This is a genomic window from Comamonas sp. HJ-2 (assembly GCF_053615495.1).
The window spans coordinates 16,314-35,506 of the sequence record NZ_JBSIFD010000028.1; the positions used below are offsets into that span (position 1 = coordinate 16,314).

Below are 19,193 nucleotides of genomic sequence, written 5' to 3' on the forward strand. Positions count from 1 at the left end.
GCGACAGCCTTGCCACTGCCTTTGATCCAGATGAGCCGCGTCAAACCATTGAGCCTGTCAACGTTGCTGGAGCAGCATGTATTGCTGCCAAGCCAGCCGCGCGTCGTTGCGCTGCTGTCGAGTGAACTGCGCAAGCCGGAGCCCGGCATGCGCAGCCTGGTGCAATTGTTTTCCACCGATCCGGTTCTGACCGCTCGTCTGCTGGCCGCGGCCAATGGGCCAGCGCATCTGCTGGGGCAACGCGTGCACAGCATTCCCGAAGCACTGGTGCTGCTGGCGCCGGTTCAGTTGCGGCAATTGGTGCAGAAGGCGGCTCCAGTCAGCGCATCTCATGTTTCGGCAGGCTGGAGTCTGGCGAATTTCTGGCGCTACAGCCTGGACACGGCACGCATGGCACGCGCGCTTGCAATGTCGGTTCAGGCCAACGCCTCGCAGGCCTATGCGTTGGGACTGCTGCATGGCCTGGGAGAGCTGTTGCTGCAGGCTGCCGACCCTGACACTTTCTTCCGACTTTCCGAGTTGCTGGAGCCCATGCATCCCAAGCGCCCCCAGGTGGAAATGCAGCTGATGGGCTATTGCTCGGGGCAGATTACGGCCCATCTGGCGCGGCAGTGGAATTTTCCGGAGCAGATCAGCGATGCCTTTCAGTTCATGCATGCGCCGATGGAGCAGCCTGTATTCGAGCCTTTGACGGGGGTGCTGCATCTGGCCATCTGGCGGGCATCGACCCGCGCGCTTAACTGGGGTGAGCGCCAGCTGGCTGTGACTTTCCCTGCTGAAACTGGACTGGCGCTGAGCATGGACATCGACATGGTGCTGCGCCAGGCATCCATCGACTGGCACGCGGCAGGCTCTCTGGATGTTCAGTTTTAGGGCTCCTGGGCGCCTGGGATGAGGAGTCGGCGGTTTTGAGTAGGTGTCGTCAGAAAACCGTGATTACTCAAATTGCATTTTTTCTTACGCTGAGTTGCAGTTTTAATTGCTAAAAACTATCTAATGACGCGCTGGGGAGTTTTTATCTATATGGTGTCTTGAGCACTATCCTGAGTCCCCGGCAGGCAACTCTGGCCAGGAGAGAGAAATGGACCCGAACGGTGCAAACAACTCTGGTGATGCCCTGATGCTCCGACCCATGGCTGTGGAGCTCGGTAGTCCTTCCATGTGGCCCGATCATATGGTGGGGCAGCCCGACAAGCCCGTCAGAGTGCTGTTGGTGGACGATGATGCGCATCTGCGCATGGTGATCGCACAGGAAATCATGAATGATCGGCGCACCATGGTGGTTGCTCAGGCGGACAACCTCAAGGATGCAAGAAAAGCCATTCGTCAACATGAGTTTGATGTCATGTTGCTGGATCTGAAGCTGGGGGCTGACGATGGTCTTGAGTTGATCGAGGTGATGAAAAGCCACCGCCCGCAGGCCGAGGTCATTGTGGTTTCGGTGGTGGAGACGGAGGAGCAGGTGTTGCACGCTTTCGAGCTGGGGGCAACCGGCTATCTGGTCAAGAACTCCTGGTTTGGCAACTATCCTCAAGCGGTGCTGCAGGTCGTCAATGGCGGTGCATCCATCACTCCCAGTCTCGCCAGGCGGCTGTTGCAGCGGTATGACAAGCGGCCGGCCACGGGGGCCGTGCCGGGGGCCGGTATGTCCGACAGGCTCTCCAGCCGCGAATGCGAGGTCTTGCGCATGGTTGCCAGTGGCAATACCAGTGCAGAGATCGGCGTGCAGTTGGAGATCAGCACCATGACGGTCAACACGCACATCAAGAACATCTATCGAAAGCTCCAGGTGCGCACCCGAGCACAAGCCGTGCGTTTCGCCTACCTGCGTGGCTGGTTCTAGGCGCCAGTATCTGCGAACGCATTCACCATGTCCTACGTCTGGCAGCTGCTTCTGTGGAGTGTTCAGCTGCTGCTGTGGCTGCCCTGGCTTTTGCAGCCTGGAGCGGTGTTCAACTCAGCTCCCTGGTGGACTGCTGCGCTAGGCGCGGCGGGCAGCATGGCGGCTGTCGTCTGGCTGTTGCCTCTGGCATATCGCAGCGTGCTGTGGCGCAGACGTAAAAGCGCACGTCCATCGAGAGAGGTACAGCTGGAGCGCAGGCGCATAGCGGAGGCATTGCATGACGATGTCGGCAGCCAACTGGTGCAGCTGATCAGCCTGACCGGGCTCGGCACGGACCCGGCAATTCGCAGCAACGCAGAACAATGCCTGCTCGATCTAAGGCTGATTGTTGATTCCATGGATAGCCGAAACGAGCCCTTGGGTGTCCTTCTTGCACGTTTCAGGCACAGGCTGCAACCTGTGCTGGATCATCGAGGCATGAATCTGCACTGGGATGTTTGGGACCCGGAGATGTCTGGCGATGCCGGCAGTCTGCCATGCGGCGCCATGGCCGAGGAAATCATGGCAGTGGTGAAGGAGGCTGTGAGCAATGTGCTGCAGCACACTGACGCGCTTGAACTCTGGATCACGCTGACTGCCGACGAACAGTGGAAAAGTGCTTCAAATGTTTCAGATGCCTCCTTTGTGCATGCTCGCCTGAGCATTGAGGATGCGGGGCCTGTCAGACCGGCTGATGGCAGGCAAATCCCGGGCGTAGCATCTGCTGGCATGGGGTGGGTCAATATGCGCCGCAGAGCGCTTGTCATGGGGGCGAAACTGAGCATCTCCGCTCGACCCGGTGGCGGTACCTCGGTCACGCTCAACTGGTGAAGTCGCCGAGCTGATCGCGAGCAACGGGGCTTGCAAGCACAATGCCCACATGACGTCATCCACAAGAGCATTGCGAATCTATGCCGGTCTCAAGGCGCGGCAATCTATAGAGCGGCGGGGCTTGCAGCCGGATATGGTCAGAGTCATACCGGCGGCTGCAGGCGGTCCCAAGGGCTTGATTCTCGGACCTCTGGATCGCTTCATCTTTGGACAGTGGTTGCAGGCCAGCGCGCAGCCGGTGGATCTGATTGGTGCCTCCATTGGTGCCTGGCGCATGGCGACGGCTTGCCTGGACGCACCAGTGGAAGCTTTTGAGCGACTGGAGCGTGACTATATTGCACAGCGCTTCGATCCCCCCGAAGGGCAGAGGCGCACGCCGTCGTCGCTGGTCAGTGAGCGGTTTGCGCAGTCGCTGCAGGATTTTTACGGGGGGCGTGTGAGTGAGGTTCTGGCGAATCCGCGCTATAGGCTGCATGTGATCGCCGCCCGCGGGCGTGGCCTGCTGTCACGTGCATCGCCCTGGCGCACTCCATTGGGCTATGCGGCCGCGTTTGCAGGCAATGCATTGCATCGGTCGGCATTGGGCTGCTTGCTGGAGCGTGTGATCTTTTCCTCTTCTGCAAGCGATGCCGTGCATGCTCTTCCCTTTGGTGTTGCGGACATTCGGTCTGCACAGACCCGGCTGACGGAGAGTAATTTCATGGAAGCCTTGCGAGCCAGTTGCTCCATCCCTTTTGTGCTGGATGCCGTGCAAGACATTTCAGATGCTCCCAAGGGTGCCTACTGGGATGGCGGTATTACCGACTATCACATGCATCTGGATTATCTGGCCTCTCGTAACGGCGATGGGGTGGTGCTATATCCTCATTTCCAGAAGGCGGTGATTCCCGGATGGCTGGACAAGGGGCTGAAATGGCGTCATGGACCGAGTTCGTATCTGGACTCGATGATTGTGCTGGCCCCTGATCCCGCCTGGGTGGCTTGCCTGCCGAACGCCAAGTTGCCGGATCGGCACGATTTTCTGAGCTATGGCACAGACCATGATGCGCGCGCCAAGGCCTGGAATACCGCGGCGGCGGCCAGTCTGCAACTGGCCGATGAGTTTGCGCAGTGGCTGCATGCACCTGATCCGGGTCGAGTCGAGGCTCTATAGCGCTTTTTTGCAAATTACGACAAAGCCTGACAGCAGAGGGGGGCAGAGCCAGTTGGAATTCTGGATGAGCGCACTTTGTCTCAGAAAATCATAGACAACAGTCCATCAAGGATGCCAATGTCAGAGAACCGAAACGAGAATTCCCCGTCCGATGAGTCGTCTGCAATCCCCGAGGTCAACTTTGGCGCGGTTGCGCCAACCAAGCCGTATGCGGGGGCACCGGTCGAAATCGAGACTTTCTCGCGAGAGGCGGGTTCGGCCGGAGAGGGCCGGCAGCCAGCTCCCGGTTTGTGGGAGGGCATGGACAGACGAGCCAGGGCCAACGTGGCTCCGGGGCTTGTGCATCTGGCAGAAATGCTGCCGGCCCTGCGTTTGCTCATCGGGCTGATGATTGCTTCCATCGTGATTCTTGCCCTCTATTTCGGGCGGGACATGCTGATTCCTCTGGCCCTGGCAATGCTGTTCGGCTTCTTGCTCGACCCTGCTGTCAGCAAGCTCAAGCGCTGGGGGCTGCCGCGAATGGCTTCGGCCATTGTGGTCGTGGCTTTTTCTCTGGCAGCACTCGGCGGCTTGGGCATGTATCTGGGCAGTCAGGTGCAGCAACTCAGTGCCGATCTGCCGACCTATCAATCGACGATTCGCGACAAATTGCGCAGCCTGCGCAAGAGCGCAAACATGCCCAGCGCCTGGGATGGCGTTTTCAAGACCTACAACACCGTTGAGAAAGAGATTGCCAGCGTGGACAACGCCAGGGCGCGGGTGCAGAAAGTGGAGGTTCAGCCTCCCGAGTCCAAGCCCACTACACGGATGCTGCAGTGGCTGGGGCGTATTGCCGAGCCGGTGACGACCGCAGGTATCGTGTTGCTGTTTGTCATATTGATTCTGCTTGACAGGGACGAGCTGAGGGATCGGTTGCTTAGGCTGGTGGGGGGCAACCTCAATGTGGCCACCGATGCGCTGGATGAGGCCTCGCAGCGCATTGGCAAATATCTGCGCATGCAGTTCATCGTCAACGTCAGCTATGGCGTGCCACTCGCCATGGGATTGTTGCTCATTGGTGTGCCAGGGGCAATTCTCTGGGGGGTGCTGGGCGCCATCATGCGATTTGTGCCATATGTGGGTCCGATGATGTCTGCGGTATTTCCGCTGGCGCTGGCCTTTGCGGTCGATCCCAGCTGGGATATGTTTTTGATGACTTTGGGCCTGATTCTGCTGCTGGAGTTGATCAGCAACAATGTGATCGAGCCGTGGCTATATGGCTCAAGTACAGGTTTGTCGACCTTGTCAATCATTGTTGCCGCAACTTTCTGGACAGCGCTTTGGGGGCCGATCGGCCTGATTCTTTCCACACCTTTGACGGTGTGCCTGCTGGTGCTGGGGCGCTACATTCCCTCGCTCAAATTCATGGAGGTATTGCTGGGCAGCGAGCCTGTTCTCGGGCCGCAGCAACGGCTGTACCAGCGTCTGCTGGCCGATGACGCTGATGATGCCATCAGCATGGCCGTACAGTCCGTGGAGGAGCGTCTGCTCTCGAAGTCCAGCCAGGATGACAGAGCCAGTGCCGTCAGCGGGTTTTATGATGAGGTTGCCATTCCTGCTCTGCGTATTGCAACCCAGCAGCATCTGGAGTCGGCAACGGCCGAACATCGCTTGCGGCTGTCCAATGGCATGGCAGCCTTGCTTGATGAGTTGCAGGACCAATATGCATTCAGAAGCAGTGGCGAGCATGCCCAGGCGGCTCCCGGTGAAGGTGATCAGCGTCGATGCCTGCGCATTCATTGCGCGGGTGTGCGCTGGGAGGTGGATGCCCTGGGCGCAGCCATGGTGGCCCATGCAGAGAGTTTGCATGGTCATGAGGTTAGCTGCTCCGGATGGGCACTTGCCCCGGACTCGAAGTCCTTGCAGTTTGACGCCAATGGCTTGTTGGCGGATCGCGAGTGGGTTCAGGCCGTAAAGCAATCGGATCTATTGGTGCTGTCGATTTTCAATCACCAGCCACAAAGCATGGCGAGACGCATTGTGCGGCGCATTCGCCGCCATTGGCCGGGTGCACGAGTGGTGCTGTGCCTGTGGAATGCTCCAGCCGTGGCAGCTGCCCCCGAGTTTGCCCGACAGACAGGAGCGCAGGCCTGCGTTACCAGTCTGCGTGAGTTGCATCTGTGGGTAGAGGCCATGCAGGTTGGAGATCCCGGCGAGTGTGTGATTGCAGCCCCGATTCCCGATGACGATGAGCAGCGCGTCAAAATGCTGCATGAAAGCGGAGTGCTGGCACCAGCATTGACAGCGCTATATCGCGATACGGCCAAGAAGGCCGTCAACGCTTTCAACACCAAGTGGGCTCAAGTTTCCTGGGTGGATGCTGAACGTGTCTTTGCGCCGGGCAGTCTGCTGCCGCTGTCAGCGCAGGAGGGCGCTCAACAAGGCGTCCCTCGTGATGGCACGGTGTGCTCCTATGTCGTGTATGAGGAAGAGGCCATTGTGGTCGGAGACTTGGCGCGAGACCCCCGATTTGCAAGCGACTCGGTGGTGCATAGCCTTAAGCTGCGCTTTTACGCGGGTGTGCCTCTGGTGGACAAAAAAGGCAATGTGCTGGGCTGCCTTTCCATACTTGATGACGAGCCTCGAAACATGTCCGACGATGAGCTCGAGGTGCTCAGCAGCATGGCGAGGCAATTGATGGACGATGTGCGCGAAGCGCTCAAGCAGAGCCCTGTCGTTGAGGCTTGAGCACTGTGTGCAGTCTGTCAGAGCGAGGTGCTGAGCATCTGCTCATAGTCCTGTGCGGATGCCAGCCGTGGATTGGTGGCGTGGCAGTGGTCCTTGAGTGCACCGCTGATGATTGCATCAAACTGCGCGCGCTCCACGCCCATGGCAGCCAGACCCGATGGCAGGTTCAGGCGGGCATTCATATCTCGAATCGCGTCGGGGATATCGCTTCCGCTGCTGAGACCCATGGCATGTGCCATGCGGTTGAGGCGGTCCTCGCGCTGAACGCTTTCGGCTTCGGCATTGAAGCGCACGACTGCGGGCAGGAACATAGCGTTGAGCGTGCCGTGGTGCAGGCGAGGGTTGATGCCGCCCAGGCTGTGACTGAGGCTATGCACGCAGCCCAGCCCTTTCTGAAAAGCCATGGCCCCTTGCATGCTTGCGCTCATCAATTGGCGGCGGGCTTCCGCGTCGTTGCCATTGAGCATGGCCCGCTCGATATGCGCCCAGCCCCGGGTCAGCCCGTCCAGGCCAATGCCGTCAGCTGGTGGATTGAAGGCCGAGGCCATAAAGGTTTCCATGCAATGGGCTATGGCATCCATGCCGGTTGCTGCCGTCAGCATGGGGGGGAGGCCGAAGGTGAGCTCGGGGTCGCAGATGGCAGCCTTGGGCACCAGATGCCAGCTGTGAAATCCCAGTTTTCGATGGTCGTCCACGATGATGATGGCGCCACGCGCTACCTCGCTGCCTGTGCCGCTGGTGGTGGGGATGGCAATCAGCGGAGCGACTCGCTCCGTAATACGAGGCGAGCCGCCTTCAATCGTTGCGTAGTACGAGAGCGGGCCTTCATGCGTAGCCGCAATTGCCACGCCTTTGGCGCAGTCAATGGCACTGCCACCGCCCACAGCGATCAATCCATCGCAGTTCTGGGAACTGTAGATTTCAGCCGCAGCGCGCACAGCCGCTTCGGTGGGGTTGGAAGGAGTCTGGTCAAATACTGCATGGGGCAGGCCACCCAGTGCATTTATGGCTTTTTGCAAGATTCCTGCCGCCTTGACGCCTGGGTCGGTCACGATCAGTGGCTTGCTGATACCGACACGCTCGCATTCCTGGCGCAGCATTTGAACGGCGCCAAAGTCAAACTGGATCTGAGTCACGTAATTGATGAAGGCCATGTTCTGTTTGCTCAGTAAAAAGGGAGTCTTGGCAATCTAGAAGCCTAGAAGCCGAATGCGGCCACGCAAAGACAGCAAACCCTAGGGGGGGTGGAAAAATCGTCTCCCAGGGGACAGGGCGGCTGGGCAGAGTCGATCACGCCATCCCCTTCGATGCCAACCTGAAGCACTGATGTTTCATGCCTTCATGGCAAGACAATCCGTTAACAAAGAACTGTGGCGATGGCTGCAGCCCTAATTCCAGCCTGCGCACCTAAGCTATCTGTGAGCGATAAAGCTTGATGTGAGCTGCGCTTTGCCAATTGACGGGCACTGTCTGCTGCTCGCCCGCCCCCGTTGGTTGGTCTTCAAGAACGGCTCAGGGGGCGGCGATGATCAATTGAAGGAAGCGGATAAAGGCTTGGATTGGGTGATGCCGGCAATCCAAGCATTGATCATCGCCACTCGGCCGGCAGCATGGGGCAGTTGCTGCCGGTAGTCAGATCAAGCATGCCGGTCAAGGAAGACCGGCGCCCCAACAAGGCCTCTATAGGTCTCAGCGAGCGATGGACTGCATACGAGCTTCCCGTGCTGCTGGAGATTCGCGCAGCAATTCGTTAATCACTTCTTCGCGTGTTTTACCGGGACCTGCAGGGGGGGCAAAGTTGGGGAAACTGCTTTCTCCATACGACAGGCGACCGTTCTTCATCGCATCTGCAGTTTCGGCCCTGACTTGATCACGCGTCTTCTGACTCACGAAATGTTCGGGGTGAATAGTCACGCCTTGCTCGTTATTGGCTGGGTGTTCATAGGCTGCCGAAGCCATCCCCGGCATGGCTAGTACAGCTACTGCTGCTGCGCTTGCAAATACGGACGCGATGGAGAGACGACGTTGAGACATGGTGGAAGCTCCTAAGAAAGTCGGTGAAACACAATCTCCCAGGCCTTGATAGAGGTAAGGAGGAGATGTGTGGATCTTAGAAATCCGACCCCAACAGAAGCGGGACAGCGCGGTGACATTGTTGTCAGCTTCTTCTCATGCCGACCTGGACTGCCCTTGGGCAGGTAGATATGTCCGGTCTATGTTGTTGAACGAGCCCCGCTTGAGGGATTGCCGCCTCTTCTGAAAAGCGGGTGCAGGCCACCAGGCTACCCGCACCCGCTGTATTGGCTCCGGCTTTAGAACGTATGGCGCAGACCCATGCCAAAGCCAGTCTGGTTGACGCCAGGCATTGGTGTTCCTCCAGCTTGAGCGCTGCTTGCTCCAAAGGCCGCATTGCCGCTGTTCTTCATATAGCCCAGCGAGGCATAGGCCGCAGTGCGCTTGGACAGGTTGTAAGTACCGCGCAGTACCAGCAGCTGACCCTTGTCCGCGTTGTCCTTGTACTTGAGCTGGTTGTACTGGGCGTCCACGCTCCATTGACCAATGGGGTAGGTCATGCCCACAAACCACAGGTCGTTGCGCGGCGATGCGATATAGCCGTCATTCTTGCGGCGCATATAGCCACCACCAATCTTGGCGCCACCAAGCTTCACATAGCCGTTGAGCATGGTGCGCTTGTCGATTTTGTCGCTGCTGGTCAGCCCCGCGAAAGCACCGGGGCCGCCGCGCAGCTCGTCATGCGCCAGCGCTGCCCCCCATGTCGCGGTGTCGTACTTGAGCATGGCCGACCACTCGCGGCAGGTCTTGGAGTCGGTGCTGCTTTCTCCCGCGCAGTTGGTGCCACCGGGACTGGGGCCCGCATTGACGGCATCGCGGCCGAAGCTATAGGTTGCGCCGACCGTCAGGCCCGAGAACGTGCCCTTGTAGGAGATCGCATTGTCGGCACGTGCATTGGGAAAGTAGTTGTCCAGACTGGCCATGCTGTGCAGGCTCGGACCGATCACGTCAGCGTCGAGTACGGACCAGAACAGCATGGTGTATTGACGGCCCAGCCCCAGCGATCCCCAGGGGCCGTTGAGGCTGACGAAGGACTGGCGGCCGAAACCGCGACCGCCCTGATTGAGAGCTCCGCTGTCGGGGCCGATACCCATCTCCAGCGTGAAGGATGCGCTCAATCCGCCTCCCAGATCCTCGCGGCCGCGAAAGCCCAGGCGCGATGGAACGCTGCCCGTCAGATTGGGCATGCGTGTGAGGCTGGACTTGGTTGCGCCCACGTTGTTCATGGTTTCGACGGCCGTGTCCATGATGCCGTAAATCTGTACGGACGATTGTGCATGTGCCAATCCTCCCACCCCCAGAAGCGCAATGGCGCTCGCTACCTTCTTCAGCATGAATGTCTCCAATTTTTAATGTCGTTCAGTATTTTTTGCATGCGTGGCTTGATGTGATTGAGCTGTTGAGTCGTGAGCCTCCTTGCTGGTCGGAGCAAAAACAGTGCTTACTTGTGCAGAGACTGGAGCCATTCCCGGCATTCGGATGCAGCTGTGGCAGGCCACTCGACACAGATCGTCTTGTCCATCTGACGCACTTCTACGCGTATGACCTGGCCGCCGCGGCGTGCATTGCGGGCACCTCCGAAGATGCGGGCCCACCAGCCGGCTTCGCTGTATGTGTCCTGTGTCGAGGCTGTGATGGCGGCTTCCATCTGTCCCTGCGGTACTGCGCTAGAGGAGACGGTCGATGCGGCGACAGGCTTGATCTCAGGGCTCGCGACAGCTTGCTTGGCCAATGAAGGCATGGTGGGCGCTGTCGAGGGGCTGGCGGAGGAATGTGGTGCTGCATCAACGATCAAGCCACCAGCCTCGATGCGAGCAGCCAGATTGCTGCCAAACTCTTCCCAGAGACGGTCGGCCTTGGTTTTCATGACCGACAGGCCGAAGGCGCCCAGGCGGCCCAGCACGTCGACATTGACCTTGATCCGTAGATCAGTGCCACCGTTGGCAGCAGGCGTCAGGAACACTTCGCTGGTCTGCTTGAGCGAACTGGCCACCGAGGCATCCTCGCCGGTGCCTTCCACGCGCATGTATTCCGGAGCCTTCTGCTCGACGATCTTGGTCTTGAGCTTGAACTTGGCGCTGATGAAGGAAATCTTCTGGTGCATCTCCGCCACGTATTCCGTGGGGCTGATGACATCGATGGACTTCATTCCGGGCACGGCGCCGGCCATGATCTGGGGATTGAGGAGCAGATCCCAGACCTGCTGGGGAGGGGCTGAAACGGTCAGGGTTTTTTCAATTTCCATGATGCATCTCCTGTGCTGCATGCAGCACGGATTCGACGATTTGGGTGTAGCCGGTGCAACGGCAGAGATTGCCGGCGAGGCCGTGGCGCACTTCCTCGCAGTTGGGCTGGGGCGTGTTCTTGAGCAGGTCACAGGAGGCCATGATGAAACCCGGCGTGCAGTAGCCGCATTGCAGGCCGCCGCACTGCATGAAGTTCTTCTGCAGGGGGTGCAGCTGCTCGTTGGCGGCCAGCCCTTCGATGGTGGTGATGCTGCGCCCCTGAACCTGCACGGCCAGCATCAGACAGGATTTGATGACTTCACCGTCCAGCAGCACCGAGCAGGCGCCGCAGGTGCCGGTCTCGCAACCCCGCTTGGTGCCGGTCAGGTGCAGGTCGTCCCGCAGGAAATCCGATAGCAGTCGCCGTGATGCGACTTCGGCGCTGTGCGATTCGCCGTTGACCTGGCATTCGATGCGATGCGTGCTCATGCGGCAACTCCTTCATTGATATCAATTCCGAACAACGTGGCCACCGTGCGGCGGGTCACCGTGCGCACCATGGCGCGGCGAAACTCGCTGCTGCCCCGCAGGTCGGAGACCGGCTGGATGTCCTCGGCCACGATGCTTGCGACCTCTGAAGCGAGCTGCGCATTCACGGTCTTGCCGCGCAAGCAGTCTTCGGCACGGCGCAGCCTGGTGGGAATGGGCGTGGATGCCCCAATAGCCAGACGTGCCTGGTGACATATCTGCCCCTCTCTTTGCACGACCAGGGCCACGCTGACCAGGGGACGGTGCTCTGCTGCCGTGCGCAGAAAGCGCGTGTATTCCCCCTGGGTGCCGGGCGCCTGCAGCGGCACCCGGATTTCCAGCAGTAGCTCATCACTCTCCATGGCCGTGGTGTAGTAGTCGACCAGGAACTCTTCCATCGACAGCACGCGTTCTCCGCGTGTGCTGCCCAGAACGACCGAGGCGTCGAGGGCCATCAGACAGCCGGGCGGGTCCGTGGATGGGTCGGCATAACAGAGATTGCCGCCAATCGTGCCCTGGTTGCGCACCTGCGGATTGGCCACCTGGGCGGCCATCCGGGCCAGCACCGGTGCATGCGCCTTCACGAGCTCGGAGCGAGCCACATCGATATGGCGGCTCATGGCCCCGATACGCAGACCTTGGTGCGGATCGAAATCGATGCCATGCAGCCGGGGCAGCCTTGCCACCGAGATCAGGTGCGTGGGCGCAAGCATGCGTTGGCGCATGGCCAGCATCAGCGCCGACCCGCCCGCGATGATGCGTGCATCGTCACCGTACTCGGCCAGCATCTGGCTGGCCTCTGCAACCGAGCGGGGCTCCGCAAAATCAAATTCACGCATGGCTTGCTCCTTGCTGCTGCTTGTCGCGCAATGCAGCCAGCACTTTTTCCGGGGTGATGGGCAGATCGGTGATGCGCACGCCAATCGCGTCATAGACGGCGTTGGCTATGGCTGGCGCGCCGGGCAGGATGGCTGTTTCGCTGGCACCCTTGGCGCCATAGGGGCCGTTGGGATCGTTGGATTCCACAAGGCCGCCGCGCAGCATGGGAACCGCATCGGCGGTGGCCATGTTGTAGTCCGCGAAATTGCCGTTCGCCAGGCGCCCGCCCTCGTAGTGCAACTGCTCATACAGCGTCCAGCCTATGGCCTGAACGGTGGCACCATTGGTCTGGCCGTGAATCGCAGTGGGGTTGAGCGCCTTGCCGCAGTCGTCGGCGACATAGCTGTCGATGACGCTGACCTGGCCAGTCTCGATATCCACTTCGACTTCAACGGCCTGGGCGGCGTAGGAGTAGGCAGCGGCGATATTGCCGTAGAGCTTGTCGTCATGCATGACGGTCTTTGGGTCCCAGGTTCCGGCGACCTGGATACCACCTCCACCATGGCGCCAGATATGCTGGCGCGCCAGCTCGGCCACGGTGCTGCGGCGTTCAGGCTCCGCGCTCACATAGACGGCACCGTCTTTCAGCGTCAGCGCGTCGTGCGGTGCACCCAGGCGCTCGGCAGCCAGGCTCAGCAACTCTTGCCGCGCCTTGCGCGCAGCGATGATGGCCGCGTTGCCGCCCGACATGGTGACGCGTGAAGCCAGAGTACCCACGGCCACTGGTGCGACATCGGTGTCGGGTGCAAGCACATGAATATCGGCCAGAGGCAGGTCCAGTTCATGGGCCACGATCTGGCTGAGCATGGTGCTCGTTCCCTGGCCCATATCGCATTCACCGCTGATGAGGAAAACTCGACCGTCCTCATTGATCTTGATGACCAGCGTCGATCCATCCCAGTTGCCTATGGTGCGATTGCCGCTCACATGCATGGCCGCTGCCATGCCCACGCCGCGGCGCTTGATGCCACTGGCCTTGACGCGTTGGCGTTTGCTTGCCCACCCTATGGCCTCGGTTGCCATGTCTATGCACTCCAGCAGTCCTGTGCTGCCGATATGCCAGCCGTGAATCGAGACATCACCGGCCTTGAGCGCGTTGATCTTGTGCACCTGCACAGGGTCCAGGCCCAGTTTCTCCGCCATGGTGTGGATATGGCTGTTGAGCGCAAACTGCATCTGGGTTCCGCCAAAGCCCCGGAAGGCACCGCGTGGCGGATTGTTGGTGTAGTACAGCGTTGCTTCAGAACGCACATTGGGATTGCGGTGCATGTTGTCGCTGCGCATGGCACTGACGTGCATCACATCACCGGCAAGGCCTGCATATGCACCGCATTCGGCAATGATGCGAACCTGCTTGGCGACAATGCTTCCGTCCTTGAGCATGCCCAGCTTGAGGGTGATGCGCTCGGGCACGCTGGCGCATGCGGCCTGGAAGTCCTCCAGGCGGTTGTTGACCAGCCGCACCGGACGTCGGGTATGCAGAGCCAGCAGGCCGGCAAGCAACTGGTTGTCGTCCTCCACGATCTTGCCGCCGAAGCCACCTCCGGTCGCGGCCTGAATCACGCGCACGCGGGAAATGGGCAGGCCAAGGGTCATGGCCACCTGCATGCGCACCAGATTCACTGCCTGGGTCGAGGTATAGAGCACAAGCCGGCCATCGGGGTCCAGCGAGGCCACCGTAGCCATGGGCTCCATATAGCCGGGGTATTGAGAATGCGTGGTGTAGGTGGCTTCGTGAGTCAGATCCGCAGCGGCAAAACCTGCCTCCACGTCACCGCGCTCGAACTGGATATGGTGGCCCACATTGTTGCGCCCTGGATGGATGCCGAAGGCTTCCTCGTCCATGGCTTCCTCGGGCGTCAGAATGGCCGGCAGTTCTTCATATTCCACCCGAATCAGATCCAGCGCGTCGCGTGCGACCTCTTCGGAAACAGCGGCCACGGCGGCCACCTCTTCGCCGCAATAACGCACCACGCCTTTGGCCAGGACGGCGCGCTCCTTGTGATGCGCCCCCCAAAGATTGGCGGGCGCATCCTCGCCGGTCAGAACCGCCTTGACGCCAGGCAGCGCGCGCGCCTCGGTGGTGTCTATGCGAGCGATGCGCGCATGCGGGTAAGGGCTGCGCAGAACCTTGCCATGCAGCATGCCGGCAAGCTTGAGATCTCCTGCGTAGATGGCCCGGCCAAGCACTTTTGCCTTGGCCGTCACCTGTGGAGTGTCCATGCCCAGCGTGGATCGAGATGAAAGAGCAGATGTCATATCCGTACCTCGCAGCGGAAGGCCCCGGGTCGCTGCGGACCAGAGGCTTGTGCCACTTCAGTCATATAGAGGTCTGTTGGAATCGCCCAGGACTGGGCCTGAACGATTCATTGGTGTCACTCGGCCACGATGCCGAGTTCCTTGATGGCTTTGCCCATCACCATGTACTCGCGTTGATTGAGATCGCTGAGCACCTTGGGCGACCCGCCCGCAGGCAGGGCGCCGAAGACAGCCAGTTTTTCCACGACTTCGGGCTCACGCAAAATGGCATTGAGGTGCTCGTTGAGCAGATTGATTACCGCTGCCGGAGTCTTTTTCGGCGCGAAGAAGCCGTTCCAGGCGCTGACCACCACATCCTTGTAGCCCAGCTCGGTCAATGTCGGAACGGCAGGTGCCAGCGATGAGCGCTTGGTATCGCCGATGGCCAGCGCCACCAGCTTGCCGGAGTCCAGATACTGGCGCACAGGCCCGAAAGTGACCCAGGCAGTATCGACATGGCCGGCCACGACATCGGTCACCGAGGGGCCGACGCCGCGGTATGGAACATGGGACAACTTGACGCCAGCGGCCTTGTTCAGCCATTCGCCGGCGATGTGCATGGGCGAGCCGGCGCCAGGGCTGGCATAGGAGACGGTAGCGCCACTCTTGGCCCTGGCAATCAGCTCGGGCAGGTTTTTGACACCGAGCTTGGGGCTCGTGACCAGCACCAGGGGCTGGGTGGCGGTGTTGATGATGGCTTCGTAGCCCTTGAGTACGTCGTAGGCTGCAGCGCCCGACAGCTTCATGACCAGGGGGGCGGTGGTGAAGGGGTTGGGAGTGAACAGCAATGTGTAGCCATCGGAGCGTGCACGCCCCACCATGCCGTTGCCTATCGCCCCGCCGGCACCCGGGCGGTTGTCGATCAGCACTGTCTGCTTGAGCCTGTGACTGAGCTTGTCGGCAAAGAGGCGGGCGATTGCATCGGTATCCCCGCCCGGCGGGTAGGACACGATCACCGTGATGGGCTTGCTGGGATAACTCTCTTCGGCAAGCACCGGCTGCGCAAGCAGCGTGCCGCAGGCAAGAGCGGTAAAGCAAAACTGGCGTCTATCAACTGACATGGTCGCCTCTCCTTGGGCCGTGGGTATAAATTTTGTGTGCAATCTTTTTGTTTCATTAATGAAACATTGAATCTGGAGAGAAACAATAAACGGAGTTATACGCTTATAGTTGATCGATCAAATTGCCGTTTTCACTATTGACATCTGAATTTGTTAATTCGGATGGAACAATGGCGCATGAACAAGAAAACATGCGAAACGCCCTGGTCGCAGCTCAATGCGCAAGGCGACGGACTGACGGTGGACGACTTCATCACCACCTTGATGAGCCAGGTGGGAAATGCTCTGCGGCGCACGATTACCGTGCCCTATGCCGAAAAGCACGATCTGACGGTCTCGGAGTGGCGCTTGCTGGCCTTGATTGCCCACTCGAAGCGGTTGGCCTTCTCGGATCTGGTCATTCAGTCCACCTCGGACAAGGCCTTGGTGAGCCGCGCTCTCAAGCGGCTGCAAGCCAAAGGCCTGGTGGATCTGCAGGGTGAAGGCAATACGCCGCGCAAGAAGATTTTTTGTCAGGTCACCGAACAGGGCGAGGCCCTGCATGCACAGGTCATGCCCTTGGCGCGTGCCAGCCAGGCTGCCGCCATTCGGGCATTGCCTGAAGATGAGCGCAATGCCATGTACAACGCGCTGATGCGCTTGCGTGCACATTGCGAGAAAGCAGGCGCTTTGTCCGGCGAGGATGAAGCAGGTCTGGAATAGTTCCTGCGGCCCTGTGTTGGACAACCGCCAGGATGCTGTTGCAACACATATAGACGCACGAATTTCCGCATGCTGCAGGCGGGGTCATCCGCACATTAAATGTGCTTCGCCGGTTGATGCGCCATTTGAGAATGAGGGCCGGGGTCCGCAACTTCCAAAGCAGCGGTCGGAAGTCACAGGCCAATACTTTCTCGCCTGGCTTCCGAGGCCGCTCGTCACCGTCCTCTGACATGTCTCGCAAGTCAGCAGCGCTTGGCGAGATCCGGATCCGCCATGGCAGATGCGCTCCCGCAGACACCTGTCTTCTTGCTCATGGGCAGAGGCAGGCTCATGCAATGGGCCAAGCCAGGCATGGGCGTCTGCCAGCCATGCACCGTGGCTTTTCGCCAGATGCCGACAGCGCCACGATGCCCGCTCAAGACCGCACCATCGACCCCCGAAGGCGCTGCGCAGGGCAACACTGCCGGGGTGTACCGCCGTTCAGGTAGAGCAGGCAACCGGCTCGGCCGTCAAAGCAACTTGCCACGCGTCATAGCCATAGACCCAGTCGGCATTGCCTCCGGCACGCAGCCAGTTATTGCCTCGCGAGCCTATCTGGATCTGGCTGGTGCGCTGCTTGCGCATGGCCTCGTAGTTCTGCAAGGCTTGCGCAACGCCTTCGGCATCCTGCACTGCATCAAGGTTGCGGGCCAGCACCACGGCATCCTCGATCGCCATGCCGGCGCCCTGGGCCATGAACGGCATCATGGGATGGCTGGCATCTCCGAGCAGCGACACTCGCCCCTGCGACCAGTGCGGCAGCGGGTCGCGCTCATACAAAGCCGTCTTGAGCACGCTGTCACACGCATCCAGCAAGGCTCGTGCATGTGGATGAAAGCTGGCATAAAAGCCGCGCAGTTCGGCCACGCTGCCCTCGGTGGTCCAGGATTCCTCATGCCAGGAGGCCTGCGCCGTGGTGGCGAAGATGAAGGTGTCGCGGCCCTGGTTGAGCGGAAAGGTCACGATCTGGCTGTCCGGAGTCGGTCCCCACCATTTGGTGAAGGCCCCGATATCGGGAATATGACGCACGCGCTCGGTGGGCACCACGGTGCGAAACGCCACCACACCGGTAAAGCGTGGGCTCTCTGCGCCAAACAGGGATGTGCGCACCACCGAATGAATCCCGTCCGAGCCTATCAGCGCATCCAGTCCATCGACTCGCGCGCCGTCGGAAAATTCCACGGCAACACCGTCATCGGTTTGCACAATCCGGTTGACGCGTTTGGCGAACTTCACCTGCTCATGGGGAAAGGCATCGGCCAGCGCAGCCAGCAGGTCGGCGCGATGGATGGTGAGCTGCGGCGCACCGTATTGACGCTCGGCCTCATTGCCCATGGTCAGGCGCGATGTTTCCTCGCCGTTGTCCCAGTTGCGGCTGATACGGTGCGTTGGGCGGGCTGCCGAAGCCCGTACGGCAGCTGCAATGCCATCGCCCAGTCCGTCTAGCGCGCGTACAGCATTGGGCGTCAGATTGATGTCGGCGCCCACGCGCAGGTATTGCCGGCTCTGCTCGAACACCGTCACCTCGTGTCCGCTGCGGTGCAGCGCGTTGGCGGCGGCCAGGCCACCAATGCCGCCGCCCACAATGCCTATTTTCAATCGTGTCTTGGACATGTTTGCTCCTTGATATGGGTATGGTTTGCTCGTTCCGGGCTGCGCAGGCAGCCCGCATACGGTGCCAGCCAGTGTCGACAAGGCCGCCTGTCACGTGAAGCGCAAAGCATCCATAAAATGACACAAATCGTCCGGAATCCTCCATGAAGCAAAGCAGCGACCATTTAAGCGACGTGTTGGCCATCTGCCGAGCCGAGCGCGCGGTGACGGCCAGCTTTGCATTGGGTGAGCCTTGGGCGCTGGCGTCCGAGGGAGTGCCGGGGACCATGATCCGCATCGCCCAGGGGCAGCCGTACTGGCTGCAAGTACAAGGCCAGGCACCGTTGCAGGTCTTGCCTGGCGATCTGGTGGTGTTGCCGCTGGGCAGTCCGCACGTAATTGCGTCGGACCTCGCCCTGGCACCGGTTCCGTTCGCACGCATGATCGAATGCTTTGCCCAGGGTCCGAAGGACGAGAATCCTCTGACGTTCGAGCATGGCGGAGGCGGGGCCCAGACTCGCATCGATTCGGTGCTGCTCTGGATATCGGCCTACTGCCGGCACTCCATATTGACTCTGCTGCCGCCGCTGCTGCACATACCTGCAGCGCAGGCCGTTCCGCCGGCCATGCTGGGCAATATGCTGCAGACTCTGATAGAGGACTCGCTGGCGCGACGCGCCGGCTGGCGTTTGGCCGCTGCGCGCCTGGGTGAGTTGGTCCTGATCCACGTGCTCAGCAACCATTTCGCCGCACAGCAGCAGCGCGGTCAAGGCTGGGTGCGCGGCCTGGCCGATGTGCAGATTGCCCGGGCCATGGCTGCCATCCACGGCCGCCCCAGCCACGGCTGGACCTTGCAGGCCCTGGCCAGGGAGGCTGCCATGTCGCGCTCGCTCTTTGCCGAAAAATTCAAGGCGCTGGTTGGAGAATCGCCCATGGCCTATCTGCAGCAGCAGCGTATGGCTCATGCAGCCCAGCAACTGGAATCGGGTTTGCCGCTGGCCCAGATCGCCGAGGATTGCGGCTACGAGTCAGAGCGTGTTTTTGCCCGCGCCTTCAAGCGCTGGTGCGGTCTGCCACCGCGCGCCTATCAGCGCAGCACCAAGGCGCTCAGAAACGAATTTGCTGCGCTGAAATGAGGTTCTCCAGCCGCTTGCGTGCGGCACTTCAATCAAGCGCAGCCTGCCTCGCCAGCCGACCTCACA

16 protein-coding genes are annotated in these 19,193 nt (G+C 60.4%); 7 read left to right on the forward strand and 9 right to left on the reverse strand.

The window, feature by feature from the left end; all coding sequences use genetic code 11:
• Positions 1-30: 30 nt before the first annotated feature.
• From ACWGXF_RS20415 to ACWGXF_RS20435, 5 genes are all read left to right on the forward strand, one after another.
• On the forward strand, positions 31-873 hold the full coding sequence (locus tag ACWGXF_RS20415) for an HDOD domain-containing protein (RefSeq protein WP_039050926.1): 843 nt from the start codon (positions 31-33) through the stop codon (positions 871-873).
• A gap of 208 nt (positions 874-1,081) precedes the next feature.
• Entirely contained in the window at positions 1,082-1,843 is a 762-nt protein-coding gene (locus tag ACWGXF_RS20420) for a response regulator (protein ID WP_083994708.1), read from the forward strand.
• Positions 1,844-1,999: 156 nt separating this feature from the next.
• The gene (locus ACWGXF_RS20425) at positions 2,000-2,713 is read left to right on the forward strand and encodes a sensor histidine kinase (RefSeq protein ID WP_452102415.1); all 714 of its coding nucleotides are present in this window, start codon (positions 2,000-2,002) and stop codon (positions 2,711-2,713) included.
• A 133-nt stretch (positions 2,714-2,846) separates the two neighbouring features.
• Positions 2,847-3,866 (forward strand): patatin-like phospholipase family protein, encoded by a 1,020-nt coding sequence (locus tag ACWGXF_RS20430; RefSeq protein ID WP_343484776.1) that lies wholly within the window; start codon positions 2,847-2,849, stop codon positions 3,864-3,866.
• 300 nt (positions 3,867-4,166) lie between these two features.
• Positions 4,167-6,593, forward strand: coding sequence for an AI-2E family transporter (locus ACWGXF_RS20435; RefSeq protein WP_452102435.1), 2,427 nt, complete (start codon positions 4,167-4,169; stop codon positions 6,591-6,593).
• A gap of 17 nt (positions 6,594-6,610) precedes the next feature.
• Here ACWGXF_RS20435 and ACWGXF_RS20440 read toward each other — a convergent pair whose 3' ends face one another.
• From ACWGXF_RS20440 to ACWGXF_RS20475, 8 genes are all read right to left on the reverse strand, one after another.
• Positions 6,611-7,747 carry an iron-containing alcohol dehydrogenase gene (locus ACWGXF_RS20440; protein WP_039050920.1) on the reverse strand — a complete coding sequence of 379 codons (1,137 nt, stop codon included), beginning with the start codon at positions 7,745-7,747 and terminating at the stop codon, positions 6,611-6,613.
• Between the two features lie 535 nt (positions 7,748-8,282).
• A complete protein-coding gene (locus tag ACWGXF_RS20445; RefSeq protein WP_452102416.1) occupies positions 8,283-8,627 on the reverse strand; it encodes a DUF4148 domain-containing protein in 345 nt (114 codons plus the stop codon).
• 278 nt (positions 8,628-8,905) lie between these two features.
• Positions 8,906-10,000: a porin gene (locus ACWGXF_RS20450; RefSeq protein WP_452102417.1), complete on the reverse strand. Its 1,095-nt coding sequence runs from the start codon at positions 9,998-10,000 to the stop codon at positions 8,906-8,908.
• Positions 10,001-10,107: 107 nt separating this feature from the next.
• Positions 10,108-10,911, reverse strand: coding sequence for a CoxG family protein (locus ACWGXF_RS20455; protein ID WP_045839727.1), 804 nt, complete (start codon positions 10,909-10,911; stop codon positions 10,108-10,110).
• Positions 10,901-11,380 (reverse strand): (2Fe-2S)-binding protein, encoded by a 480-nt coding sequence (locus ACWGXF_RS20460; protein WP_452102418.1) that lies wholly within the window; start codon positions 11,378-11,380, stop codon positions 10,901-10,903. The genes ACWGXF_RS20455 and ACWGXF_RS20460 overlap by 11 nt, the downstream gene beginning before the upstream one ends.
• Positions 11,377-12,258, reverse strand: a complete 882-nt coding sequence (locus ACWGXF_RS20465) for an FAD binding domain-containing protein (RefSeq protein WP_034356664.1) — start codon at positions 12,256-12,258, stop codon at positions 11,377-11,379. Before ACWGXF_RS20465 ends, ACWGXF_RS20460 begins: the two co-directional genes overlap by 4 nt.
• On the reverse strand, positions 12,251-14,557 hold the full coding sequence (locus ACWGXF_RS20470; protein WP_452102419.1) for a xanthine dehydrogenase family protein molybdopterin-binding subunit: 2,307 nt from the start codon (positions 14,555-14,557) through the stop codon (positions 12,251-12,253). The genes ACWGXF_RS20465 and ACWGXF_RS20470 overlap by 8 nt, the downstream gene beginning before the upstream one ends.
• Positions 14,558-14,673: 116 nt before the next feature.
• Positions 14,674-15,657, reverse strand: coding sequence for a Bug family tripartite tricarboxylate transporter substrate binding protein (locus ACWGXF_RS20475; protein WP_039052286.1), 984 nt, complete (start codon positions 15,655-15,657; stop codon positions 14,674-14,676).
• A 177-nt stretch (positions 15,658-15,834) separates the two neighbouring features.
• Between ACWGXF_RS20475 and ACWGXF_RS20480 the strand changes: the two genes are divergently transcribed.
• A complete protein-coding gene (locus ACWGXF_RS20480; RefSeq protein ID WP_003061480.1) occupies positions 15,835-16,359 on the forward strand; it encodes a MarR family winged helix-turn-helix transcriptional regulator in 525 nt (174 codons plus the stop codon).
• Positions 16,360-16,839: 480 nt separating this feature from the next.
• Here the strand turns inward: ACWGXF_RS20480 and ACWGXF_RS20485 are convergent, their stop codons facing one another.
• On the reverse strand, positions 16,840-18,012 hold the full coding sequence (locus tag ACWGXF_RS20485; protein ID WP_452102420.1) for an FAD-dependent monooxygenase: 1,173 nt from the start codon (positions 18,010-18,012) through the stop codon (positions 16,840-16,842).
• A 143-nt stretch (positions 18,013-18,155) separates the two neighbouring features.
• On the opposite strand from ACWGXF_RS20485, the gene ACWGXF_RS20490 reads away from it, so the two are divergent.
• Positions 18,156-19,127 carry an AraC family transcriptional regulator gene (locus ACWGXF_RS20490; RefSeq protein ID WP_452102421.1) on the forward strand — a complete coding sequence of 324 codons (972 nt, stop codon included), beginning with the start codon at positions 18,156-18,158 and terminating at the stop codon, positions 19,125-19,127.
• Positions 19,128-19,193 lie beyond the last annotated feature (66 nt).